This window comes from Zoogloea sp., assembly GCF_041911615.1.
Classification (GTDB): domain Bacteria; phylum Pseudomonadota; class Gammaproteobacteria; order Burkholderiales; family Rhodocyclaceae; genus Zoogloea.
The window spans coordinates 1-10,472 of the sequence record NZ_JAYROR010000111.1 but is presented as its reverse complement, the minus strand read 5'-3'; the positions used below and the strand labels follow the sequence as shown (position 1 = coordinate 10,472).

At 68.5% G+C, this 10,472-nt stretch carries 10 protein-coding genes; 7 read left to right on the top strand and 3 right to left on the bottom strand.

Going from position 1 to position 10,472, the window contains the following annotated elements; all coding sequences use genetic code 11:
* A partial coding sequence (locus ACE3P2_RS14175) for a hypothetical protein (protein ID WP_374265555.1) occupies window positions 1-234 on the bottom strand: 234 nt, incomplete at its 3' end.
* A 315-nt stretch (window positions 235-549) separates the two neighbouring features.
* A complete protein-coding gene (locus ACE3P2_RS14170; protein ID WP_374265554.1) occupies window positions 550-1,104 on the bottom strand; it encodes a hypothetical protein in 555 nt (184 codons plus the stop codon).
* 139 nt (window positions 1,105-1,243) lie between these two features.
* Here ACE3P2_RS14170 and ACE3P2_RS14165 point away from each other — a divergent pair, with 139 nt between their 5' ends.
* From ACE3P2_RS14165 to ACE3P2_RS14155, 3 genes are read left to right on the top strand one after another with little or no spacing between them, the layout of a single operon-like run.
* Window positions 1,244-3,751, top strand: coding sequence for a TonB-dependent receptor (locus ACE3P2_RS14165; protein WP_374265552.1), 2,508 nt, complete (start codon window positions 1,244-1,246; stop codon window positions 3,749-3,751).
* Window positions 3,748-4,269 carry a hypothetical protein gene (locus tag ACE3P2_RS14160; protein WP_374265550.1) on the top strand — a complete coding sequence of 174 codons (522 nt, stop codon included), beginning with the start codon at window positions 3,748-3,750 and terminating at the stop codon, window positions 4,267-4,269. The genes ACE3P2_RS14165 and ACE3P2_RS14160 overlap by 4 nt, the downstream gene beginning before the upstream one ends.
* Window positions 4,266-4,904: a response regulator gene (locus ACE3P2_RS14155; protein WP_374265548.1), complete on the top strand. Its 639-nt coding sequence runs from the start codon at window positions 4,266-4,268 to the stop codon at window positions 4,902-4,904. The genes ACE3P2_RS14160 and ACE3P2_RS14155 overlap by 4 nt, the downstream gene beginning before the upstream one ends.
* A 37-nt stretch (window positions 4,905-4,941) precedes the next feature.
* Here the strand turns inward: ACE3P2_RS14155 and lplT are convergent, their stop codons facing one another.
* Complete coding sequence (gene lplT, locus ACE3P2_RS14150; RefSeq protein WP_374265546.1) at window positions 4,942-6,204, bottom strand: lysophospholipid transporter LplT; 1,263 nt, start codon at window positions 6,202-6,204, stop codon at window positions 4,942-4,944.
* Between the two features lie 126 nt (window positions 6,205-6,330).
* On the opposite strand from lplT, the gene ACE3P2_RS14145 reads away from it, so the two are divergent.
* The 4 genes from ACE3P2_RS14145 (at window position 6,331) to ACE3P2_RS14130 (ending at window position 10,186) form a co-directional block, all read left to right on the top strand.
* The gene (locus ACE3P2_RS14145) at window positions 6,331-7,242 is read left to right on the top strand and encodes a LysR family transcriptional regulator (protein ID WP_374265544.1); all 912 of its coding nucleotides are present in this window, start codon (window positions 6,331-6,333) and stop codon (window positions 7,240-7,242) included.
* On the top strand, window positions 7,242-8,336 hold the full coding sequence (gene alr / locus ACE3P2_RS14140; protein WP_374265542.1) for an alanine racemase: 1,095 nt from the start codon (window positions 7,242-7,244) through the stop codon (window positions 8,334-8,336). Before ACE3P2_RS14145 ends, alr begins: the two co-directional genes overlap by 1 nt.
* Complete coding sequence (gene radA, locus ACE3P2_RS14135; protein WP_374265540.1) at window positions 8,336-9,712, top strand: DNA repair protein RadA; 1,377 nt, start codon at window positions 8,336-8,338, stop codon at window positions 9,710-9,712. Before alr ends, radA begins: the two co-directional genes overlap by 1 nt.
* A 198-nt stretch (window positions 9,713-9,910) precedes the next feature.
* Complete coding sequence (locus tag ACE3P2_RS14130; protein ID WP_374265538.1) at window positions 9,911-10,186, top strand: HU family DNA-binding protein; 276 nt, start codon at window positions 9,911-9,913, stop codon at window positions 10,184-10,186.
* Window positions 10,187-10,472 lie beyond the last annotated feature (286 nt).

The following is a 10,472-nucleotide window of genomic DNA, read 5'->3' as shown; positions in this document are numbered from 1 at the left end:
CGTGGCGAGACTGACGGTCAGATAAGGCTGCGGCGGGGTGACCGGGGGCGTGCGCACGTCGCCCACCGCCAGCATCAGCCCGCCGAGGGCGGCGCCGTGCAGCAGCAGTGCGGCGGTGATGCCGGCGCCGCGCCGGCGCAGTGGCGGTGCCGGCGTGGGGCGGGGCAGGGCGATGTACGGCGCCGGCAGGTTGAGCGCTTCGGCCGGCTGCGACGGCATCGGGGCAGCGGTCATGTCGATCGGTCTCCAGGGGGTCGGTTCCTGGCTGGCTCGCGACATGCCGTGGGGCAGGGCTGGCTGGCTGGGCGTTGCGATCAACGGGACGCGACGGGCATGGAAGGCCGGGCGTCCTGTTGATGAATGCAAATGAGAATGATTGTTATTTTATTGATTGGCGCGAGCTCAGTCAAGTCGCCCGGGGCGCACGCGCGAGCACGTCGCGTCGAGGAGGAAATGAATCGTTCCGGTCGATGAAGCGGCACCGGCTTCCCCGCGACGGGGGACGAGCGTCGCCGCGGAAAGTGGCCGGCGGGCGCCGGCCGGGCGGGATCAGCCTTCGAGGGCGTCGCGCAGGGCGCGAACGTGGCCCAGGCCGTCGGTATCGCGCAGGGTGGTGAAGGCGTCCTCGACGACGTTCAGCGTCTCGACCGCCTCGTCGCGCAGGCCGCCCATCGCCAGCACCTGCACCAGCAGCAGGCCGATGCCGCCGACCGCGTCGGGCTGGCCGTGCTCGCAGCTGATCTGGAACGCCTGGGCAAGCTCCTCGTAGATCTGCTGCAGACCGCCGTTGTCGTGCTCGCCGCGGGCGAGGCGGATGTTGGCCATCGAATACAGGATGTGGGCGATGCCCTCCTGGTCGCCCAGCGCGGTGACCGCCGGCAGCCGCTCGGTCTGCAGGGCCATCGCTTCGTCGAGGCGCCCCTGCGCCACCATCACGTCGGCGATGCGGCCCTGGGTGATGGCGACCTCGCGAGCCTCGTCGGCGGCCTCGAAGATGGGCAGGACTTCGCCGCCGAGAATCGCCAGTGCCTCGTCGAGACGCCCTTCGGGCAGGAGCGAATCGGCGTAGTCGCGGCGCGAAAGGGCGTTCTGGATGTCGTTCATGGGAGCGGGTGGGGCGTGGGTGGGGTCTGGATGATACCGGCTGGGCGATGGCGCGGGAAAGTTCGGGAATTTCTCCCATGGCAAGGTGGGGCGCCGGTGCGTACGCTGGACGAAAACACGATAACGGAGACTTTTCCTCATGCTGCACCCCGCTGCCCGACGTTTTCCCGCCCTCACGCCGCTGGCGCTCGCCCTCGGTGCCGTCTTCCCGCTCCATGCTGCCGCCGACGAAGCGCCCGTCGCCACCGTGGCGCCGGCCGTCACGGTGATTGGCCAGACGCCGCTGCCGGGCCTCGAGCTGCCCCTGGCGCAGATCGCCGCGCCGGTGCAGTCGGCCGCCGCCCGCGACATCGAGCACAGTGGTGCCACCGAGCTGTCGGGGTTCATGAACCGGCGCCTCGGCAGCGTTCATGTGAACGAGATCCAGGGCAACCCCTTCCAGATGGACGTGAACTACCGGGGTTACACCGCGTCGCCGCTGCTGGGCACGCCCCAGGGCATGTCGGTTTATTTCGACGGGGTGCGCATCAACCAGCCCTTCGGCGACGTGGTGAGCTGGGATCTGATCCCGAAGGCCGCCATCGCCTCGATGAACCTGATGCCGGGTTCCAACCCGCTGTTCGGCCTCAACACCCTGGGCGGCGCGCTGGCGATCCAGACCAAGGAAGGCCGCACCCATCCGGGCAGCGCGGTGCAGCTCACCGGCGGCAGCCACGGGCGCCGCTCGCTGGAACTGGAGCATGGCGGCTTCGACGATCACACCGGGCTGGAGTGGTTCTTCGCCGGCAATCTGTACCGGGACGACGGCTGGCGCACCAATTCGCCGTCGGACGTGCGCCAGGCCTTCGGCAAGCTCGGCTGGCAGGACGCCCGCACCGACCTCGACCTGTCGATCGCCTACGCCGACAACAGGCTCAACGGCAACGGCCTGCAGGAGTCCCGCCTGCTCGCCCAGGACTACAGCAGCATCTACACCCAGCCCGACATCACCCGCAACCGCTCGCTGTTCCTCAATCTCACCGGCAAGCACAGCCTTTCCGACACCCTGCTGCTGTCGGGCAACGTGTACTACCGCAAGATCAACACCGCGACCACCAACGGCGACGTGAACGAAGGCGCCCTCGACCAGTCGGTCTACCAGCCCAGTGCCGCCGAGCGTGCCGCCCTCAGCGCCGCCGGCTACAGCGGCTTCCCGACCAGTGGCGCCAACGCCTCCAACACGCCTTTCCCGATGTGGCGCTGCATCGCCAACGCGCTCCTGGCCGACGAGCCCAACGAGAAGTGCAACGGCCTCATCAACCGCACCCGCAGCGACCAGGAAAACCTCGGCTTCTCCGGCCAGACCAGCTACTCGGGCGATCTGGCGGGGCGCCGCAACCTCTTCATCGCCGGCGCCGGCTTCGACCAGAGCAACATCCGCTTCAGTCAGAGCGGCCAGTACGGTTACCTCAACCCCGACCGCAGCGTGACGCCGGTGAATGCCTGGGCCGACGGCTCCCAGAACGCCGGCGCCGGTGAGACGGCGCTGGATTCGCGGGTCAATCTCGCCGGCCGCACCCGCACCTGGAGCCTCTTCGCCACCGATACCCTGTCGCTCACCGAGCGTTGGCACGCCACCCTGTCCGGGCGCTACAACCAGAGCCGGGTCACCAACCGCGACCTGCTCAACCCCGGCGGCGGCGCCGATTCCCTCGACGGCGATCATCGCTATTCCCGCTTCAACCCGGCCGCGGGCCTCACCTACACCCCGTCCCGCGCCTGGAGCGCCTACGCCGGCTACAGCGAGGGCAGCCGCACGCCCACCGCCATCGAACTGGGCTGCGCGAACCCCGACAACCCCTGCAAGCTGCCCAACGCGATGGCCGGCGACCCGCCGCTCAAGCAGGTCGTCACCAAGACCTGGGACATCGGCCTGCGCGGCCAGCCGAGCGCCGCGACGCGCTGGAACCTCGGCCTGTTCCGCGCCGAGAACCACGACGACATCCTTTTCGTGGCCGACGACATGCTCGGCTACGGCTACTTCAAGAACTTCGGCAAGACCCGCCGTCAGGGTATCGAGGCCGGCGCCAGCACCGCCTTCGGTCCGCTCAGCGTGGCGCTCAACTACACCTGGCTCGACGCCACCTACCGCTCGGCCGAAACCGTCGGCGGCGCCGGCAACAGCACCAACAGCGCCGGCCCCGGCATGGAAGGCACCATCGACATTCGCCCCGGCGACCGCATCCCGCTGATTCCGCGCCAGATGCTCAAGGCCTCGGCCGACTGGAAAGTCACGCCCGACCTGTCGATCGGCACCGACCTGATCGCCGTTTCCGGTAGTTACGCCCGCGGCAACGAGAACAACCGCCACCAGCCCGACGGTACCTACTATCTGGGCTCCGGCCGTTCCGGCGGCTATGCGGTCACCAACCTCGGCGCCCGCTACACGGTGAGCCGCGGCCTGCAACTGTTCGGGCAGATCAACAACCTGTTCGACCGCCAGTACGCCACCGCGGCCCAGCTCGGCTCCACCGCCTTTTCGGCCAACGGCGGCTTCGTCGCGCGGCCCTTCGCGCCGGTGGGCGGCGACTATCCGCTGGTCGGCTCCACCTTCTACGCGCCGGGCGCGCCGCGCACGCTGTGGGTCGGCCTGCGCTACAGCCTGTGAGCGGCCCCGTCGCGGGCGGCGGGGGCCTGGCGGCGCGCCACGAGCGGCTCGGCCAGGCCCTCGCCGCGCTGCGCGCCAACGTCGCCTTTCTGCTGCGCAAGTGCGTCGGCCAGCCGGCCCTGCAGGCGGCCGCGCAGGATGTCGAGACTCAGGGCGCCGCCATCGATCGGCAACTGCGCGACCTGCTGCGCCAGATCGATCCGGCGCCCGCCGACGCCGCGCCGAGCCTGCGTGTGCAGGCGCTGCTCCACGAAATCCTCGAAAACTGGCACGATGCGGCGCATCCTCAACTCCGAGTCGAGCCGCCCGATCTGCGCCTGCCTGGCGCCCTCGGGCAGGCCCTGTGCCACATGACCCTCGCCGCCCTCGAGCTCGCTGCCGCCCGCCCCGACGCCGGCGGGCTGCGTGTAGCTGTACTCATCGATTCCGCGGACCCGCTCAATCTGTGCTGGTCCGCCCACAATGACGCCGGCCTGCAACTGAGCGCCCGCCTGCCCCTGGGCGAGGCCGGGCGATGAGCCCCCGCCTGCGCGTCGCGCTGGCCGACGACCACGCCGTGGTGCGCACCGGCTACCGGCGCCTGCTCGAACTGGAAGACGACATGGAGGTGGTGGCCGATTTTGGCGACAGCGATTCGGCCTGCGCCTGGTTTGCCGCCCACCGCGCCGACGTGCTGGTGCTCGACCTGTCGATGCCCGGCCGCGGCGGCCTGGAAACCCTGGCGCGGGTCAAGAGCCGCGACGGCGCGCCGCGGGTGCTGGTGTTCTCGATGCACGATAGCCCGGCGATGGTGGAGCAGGCGCTCAAGGCTGGTGCCGACGGCTACCTCACCAAGAGCAGCGAGCCCGAACTGCTGATCGACGCGGTGCGCCGGGTCGCCCGCGGCGAGCGCGCCCTGTCGCCGGACGTGGCGTCGGCCCTGGCCGGCATTGCCGGCGAAGCGGTGCACCTGGAATTGTCGCCGCGGGAGTTCGAGATTTTCCGCCTGCTGGCGGCGGGGCGCACGGTCGAGCAGATCGCCGCGCGGCTGTTCCTGAGCGCCAAGACGGTGGCCAACTACCAGACCACCATCCGCCAGAAGACCGGCCTCGCCAGCGTGCTCGAGATGTACCGCCACGCCGACGAACACCGCCTGCTCGACGGCACCGAATAGGGCTGGTCAGCGCGCCCGGGTGGGGCGTCGCGGTGGTTCAGTGGTGGGTCTCGTCGAGCGCCGAGACGGCGTCGAATTCACGCTGGTTCGCCTCGTGGCGGCGCTTCACGAGATACATCGTGCCGGCGACGAACAGGCCGAAGGCCACCACCACGAAGTTGATCGAGAAGTTGGCGCGGATCAGCAGCGCGTAGAGCCCGGTCATCACCAGGATCGACAGGTTCTCGTTGAAGTTCTGCACCGCGATGGAGTGGCCCGCGCCCATCAGGATGTGGCCGCGGTGCTGGAGCAGCGCGTTCATCGGCACCACGAAGAAGCCCGAGAGGGCGCCGATCAGCACCATCAAAGCCATCGCAAGGTTCATGTCGGTGACGAAGATCATCACATTGACGATCACGCCCATCGCGATGCCGAGGGGAATCACCTTCACGGCCGCCCGCATCGTGATCAGCCGTGCCGCCATCACCGCACCGATCGCCACCCCGATCGCCACCACGCCCTGGAGCATCGAGGCCTTCGAGAGATCGAGGTGCAGCGCCTGTTCGGCCCATTTGATCACGATGAACTGCAGCGTGGCCCCCGCCCCCCAGAACAGCGTGGTGGTGGCCAGCGAGATCTGCCCCAGCTTGTCGCGCCACAGCAGCGCCAGGCAGTGGGTGAAGTCGTGGATGAGGTAGGCGGGGTTCTTCTTGAGCACCTTGTGGTCGACCCCGGTGTCGGGCACCTTGAGGTTGAACAGCGCGGCGACGAGGTACAGCAGGCCGACCACGCAGAGGGCCATTTCGGGCACGGTGTCGATGCCAGTGTCGATCAGCGGGAGATCGAAGCCCAGCAGCGCCTGAGCGATCGCCGGCTTGATGAGCATTCCGCCCACCAGGGTGCCGAGGATGATCGCGCCGACGGTGAGACCCTCGATCCAGCCGTTGGCCACCACCAGCAGGCGTGGCGGCAGGTATTCGGTAAGGATGCCGTACTTGGCCGGCGAGTAAGCCGCGGCGCCCAGGCCCACCACCGCGTAGGCGGCCAGCGGGTGCACGCCCATGAACATCAGCGAGCAGCCCACGATCTTGATGCCGTTGCTGATCAGCATCACCCGCCATTTGGGCATCGAGTCGGCAAAGGCGCCCACGAAGGCGGCCAGCAGCACGTACGAAAGGGTGAAGAACAGCTTGAGCAGCGGCTCGTATTCCTGCGGGGCCTGCATCTCCCGGAGCACATAGATGGAGGCGATCAACAAGGCGTTGTCGGCCAGCGCAGAGAAAAACTGCGCCGCCATGATCATGTAGAAACCGAAGGGCATCGCGGGAGACGGAAGCTCGGTGAATTTGACGGACCGCGCTTTATACCACGAAGGTCGTGATGACTTCTGGCGACAAGGTCAATGTTGTGCTCCAATAACGGTATCCATAAACCGGATTTATGCACCATGGCCGATCGACGTCTCCAGGTCTTCCACGCCGTAGCCCGGCACGGCTCCTTCACCCGCGCTGCCGAAGCCTTGTTCATGACCCAGCCCGCGGTCACGTTCCAGATCAAGCAGCTCGAGGAGCAATTCAACACGCGCCTGTTCGACCGGGGCCACGGCCGCGTCACGCTCACGCCGGCGGGCGATCTGGTGATGGCTTACGCGGAGCGCATCCTCGGCCTCACCGACGAGCTCGAATCGCGCGTCGCCGAACTCACCGACGAGCTCTCCGGCGTGCTCCACCTGGGCACCAGCACCACCATCGCCGCCTACTGGCTGCCCTGCCTCATCGAAGGGTTCAAGCGCCGCTATCCGCGGGTGCTGCCGCGGGTGTCGGTGGGCAACTCCCAGACCATCGAGGGGCGGGTGATGGACCGCAGCCTCGACGTCGGCCTCATCGAGATCGTCACCGACCAGCCGACCCTCGAACGCCGCCACCTGGGCCAGGACGAACTCCAGGTGATCGTTGCCCCGGGCCATCCGCTCACCGCCGAGAAATCCGTCCGCGCCGGACAGCTCGCCGCCTACCCGCTGCTCCACCGCGAGCCGGGCAACGGCATCCGCGACCTGGTCGACCAGTTCTTCGCCGACGCCGGCATCCCCTACGAGGATCTCAACGTCACGGCGGAACTCGGCAGCCTGTCGTCGGTCAAGCATCTGGCCGCCCAGGGGCTGGGCGTCGCCGTCGCCTCGCGCGCCGCCATCGGCCGCGAGCTGAAGGACGGTCAGCTCGCGGCCATTCCCCTCGAGCCGCCGCTCTACACGCCGCTGGAAGTCATCCTCCTGAAAGACAAGTTCCGCTCCCGGCTGGTGAACACCTTTGCCGATTTCGTCGCTGACGAAATCGCCCGCCTGTCGTCCGAAAGATACTGATGCCCCGTCCGATCCGCGCCTCCATCGACCTGGAGGCCCTGCGTCACAATTACCTGCTGGCCAAACAGCGCGCCGGCCACGCCCGCGCCTTCGCGGTGGTCAAGGCCAACGCCTACGGGCACGGCCTCGATCGCGCCATCCAGGCCCTCGGCACGATCGCCGACGGCTTTGCGCTGCTCGATCTGGCCGAAGCCCGCCAACTGCGCGCCGCCGGGCTCCGCCAGCCCATCGCCTTGCTCGAAGGCTTCTTCGAGCCAGCCGACATCGCGGAGATCGCCAGAGGCCAGCTCATCCCCGCGATCCACTCCGAAGCCCAGCTGGCGATGCTCGAGCGCGCCGCGCCGACGCAGCCGATCGACGTGCTGCTCAAGATCAATTCGGGCATGAACCGCCTCGGCTTCACCGCCGCCACCTTCGCCCCGGCGCTGGCCCGCCTGCGCGCGCTGCCCGCGGTGCGCGGCATCACCCTGATGACCCACTTCGCCCGTGCCGACGACGAGGTCGGGGTCGCCGCCCAGTTCGACACCTTCAAGCGCCTCACCGCCGGCCTCGACCTGCCGGTGAGCCTGGCCAACTCTGCGGCGCTGCTGCGCTTTCCCGAAGCCGTGGGTAACATCGCGCGGCCGGGCGTCATGCTCTACGGCGGCTCCCCGATGCCCGACCTGGCCAGCGCCGAGCAGCTCGGCCTGCGTCCGGTGATGACGGTCACCAGCGAAATCATCGGCGTTCAGCAGATCGCCGCCGGCGAGCGCGTCGGTTACGGCGGCACCTTCGAGGCCAGCGGTCCGATGCGCGTGGGCGTCGTCGCCTGCGGCTATGCCGACGGCTACCCGCGCCATGCGCCCACCGGCACCCCGATCCTGGTCGGCGGGCGGCGCACCCGCACCCTCGGCCGGGTGTCGATGGACATGCTGGCCTGCGACCTGTCGCACCTCGAGGAAGCCGGCATCGGCTCGCCGGTCACCCTGTGGGGCGATGGCCTGCCGGCCGACGAGGTGGCCTCGGCCGCTGGCACCATCAGCTACGAGCTGTTCTGCGCCCTGGCGCCGCGCGTGCCGGTGAGCGTGCGCGGCGCGGCCGCGGTCGGCGCCTGATGGCCAAGGTCAAGACCGAATACGTCTGCTCGGCCTGCGGTGGCAAGTCGCCCCGCTGGCAGGGCCAGTGCCCGCACTGCAAGGCCTGGAACACCCTGGTCGAATCCGTCGTCGAGCCCGAGGCGCCGGTAGCCAAGCGCTATGCCGCGCTGGCGGGCGACAGCGGCCGCCTGCAGACCCTGGCCGACGTGCAGCCCCGCGAATCGGCCCGCGTGCCCACCGGCATCGAGGAGTTCGACCGGGTGCTGGGCGGCGGGCTCGTGCCCGGCGGCGTGGTGTTGATCGGGGGCGATCCGGGCATCGGCAAGTCGACCCTCCTGCTGCAGGCGCTGGCGCTGCTCTCGGGCAGTCTCAAGGCGCTCTACGTGAGCGGCGAGGAGTCGGCCGAGCAGGTGGCGCTGCGTGCCGCACGGCTGCAACTCGAGGCGCGCAGCCTGCAGCTGCTGCCCGAGATCAACCTCGAGCGCATCCTCGAAGCGCTGCGTTCCGTGAAGCCCGACGTGGCGGTGGTCGATTCGATCCAGACCGTCTATTCCGAAACTCTCGGCTCGGCGCCCGGCTCGGTGGCCCAGGTGCGCGAATGCGCGGCCCAGCTCACCCGTTTCGCCAAGCAGGGCGGCACCACCCTGATCATGGTCGGCCACGTGACCAAGGACGGCGCCCTGGCCGGCCCGCGGGTGCTCGAGCACATCGTGGACACGGTGCTGTATTTCGAGGGCGACACCCATTCCAGCTTCCGACTGGTGCGCGCCTTCAAGAACCGCTTCGGCGCGGTGAATGAACTCGGCGTGTTCGCGATGACCGAGAAGGGCCTCAAGGGCGTCAGCAACCCGTCGGCGATCTTCCTGTCGCAGCACGGCCAGCAGGTGGCCGGTTCTTGTGTGCTGGTCACCCAGGAAGGCACGCGGCCGCTGCTCGTCGAGATCCAGGCGCTCGTCGACAGCGCTCATAGCCCCAGCCCGCGCCGGTTGTCGGTGGGCCTGGAGCAGAATCGCCTGGCGATGCTGCTGGCCGTGCTCCATCGCCATGCCGGCGTGGTGTGCTTCGATCAGGACGTGTTCGTCAATGCCGTCGGCGGGGTCAAGATCGCCGAACCGGCGGCCGACCTGGCGGTACTCCTGGCGATCGTCTCGTCGCTCACCAACCGGCCGCTGCCGCGCGAACTGGTGGTGTTCGGCGAGGTGGGGCTCGCCGGCGAGATCCGTCCGGCGCCGCGCGGCCAGGAGCGCCTGAAGGAATCCGCAAAATTGGGTTTCACGGTGGCGCTGGTGCCTAAAGCCAATGCGCCGAAGCATGATATTCCTGGCATGCGCGTCGTCGCCGTCGAGCGCATCGAAGAGGCGCTGGAGCGGCTGCGGGAGCTGTCGTCAGGCTGATTTCATGCTTTTTGCGGTGCAGCATCGCCGAAAAGCGTGGAAAACCTAGAGATTCGTGCCACAGGTGGAAAAGAGCGTTGTAAGCTAACGGCCTGCGGGTGGTGTAGTGCGAAGCTGGCACGGGGCGTCACCTGTTGGATTGCTGCCTTGTATGAGTTTTTGCATCCACCCATTTCCTTCATCTACACACAAAGAGCTATGAACAAGACTGAATTGATCGAAGCGCTGGCTGGCAAGAGTGGTCTGACCAAAGCCGATGCTGGCCGCGCCGTGGACGGTGTCATGGAAATCATCACCGAAGCGCTCGGCAAGGGCGAGAGCGTGACGCTGGTCGGTTTCGGTACTTTCTCCGTGGGCGAGCGTGCCGCCCGTGTCGGTCGCAATCCGCAGACCGGCGCCGAGATCCAGATCGCTGCCTCCAAGCAGCCCAAGTTCTCGGCCGGCTCCAAGTTGAAAGATGCGGTGAACGCCTGAGTTCCCGCCATCCCCGGTTCGGCCGGGGAACGCGTGAAGGCGACCCGGGTGGTCGCCTTTTTTATTGCCGGCGCGGGCGCGGGGTGGCTTTTGCGCGGGCTTAACCGCACTTAACCGTACGGTGCAGTATTGTGGGGTTTCCGCAGATTCCGGAACCGCAGATGACTTTCCCCCTCGTGCCGGCGCTGCCGCGCACGGCCCTGACCGCGTTGGCCGCGCTGCTGCTGGGCGCCTGCGCCGGGCTACCGGCGGTCGGGCCCGATTACGCCGCGCCGCAGCCGGGCGT

Bases quoted from the DNA above. Each gene is read 5' to 3' on its own strand.
- ACE3P2_RS14170 (WP_374265554.1), bottom strand. From the start codon at position 1,104: ATGAACGACATCCAGAACGCCCTTTCGCGCCGCGACTACGCCGATTCG.
- ACE3P2_RS14165 (WP_374265552.1), top strand. From the start codon at position 1,244: ATGCTGCACCCCGCTGCCCGACGTTTTCCCGCCCTCACGCCGCTGGCG.
- ACE3P2_RS14155 (WP_374265548.1), top strand. From the start codon at position 4,266: ATGAGCCCCCGCCTGCGCGTCGCGCTGGCCGACGACCACGCCGTGGTG.
- lplT (WP_374265546.1), bottom strand. From the start codon at position 6,204: ATGCCCTTCGGTTTCTACATGATCATGGCGGCGCAGTTTTTCTCTGCG.
- ACE3P2_RS14145 (WP_374265544.1), top strand. From the start codon at position 6,331: ATGGCCGATCGACGTCTCCAGGTCTTCCACGCCGTAGCCCGGCACGGC.
- alr (WP_374265542.1), top strand. From the start codon at position 7,242: ATGCCCCGTCCGATCCGCGCCTCCATCGACCTGGAGGCCCTGCGTCAC.
- radA (WP_374265540.1), top strand. From the start codon at position 8,336: ATGGCCAAGGTCAAGACCGAATACGTCTGCTCGGCCTGCGGTGGCAAG.
- ACE3P2_RS14130 (WP_374265538.1), top strand. From the start codon at position 9,911: ATGAACAAGACTGAATTGATCGAAGCGCTGGCTGGCAAGAGTGGTCTG.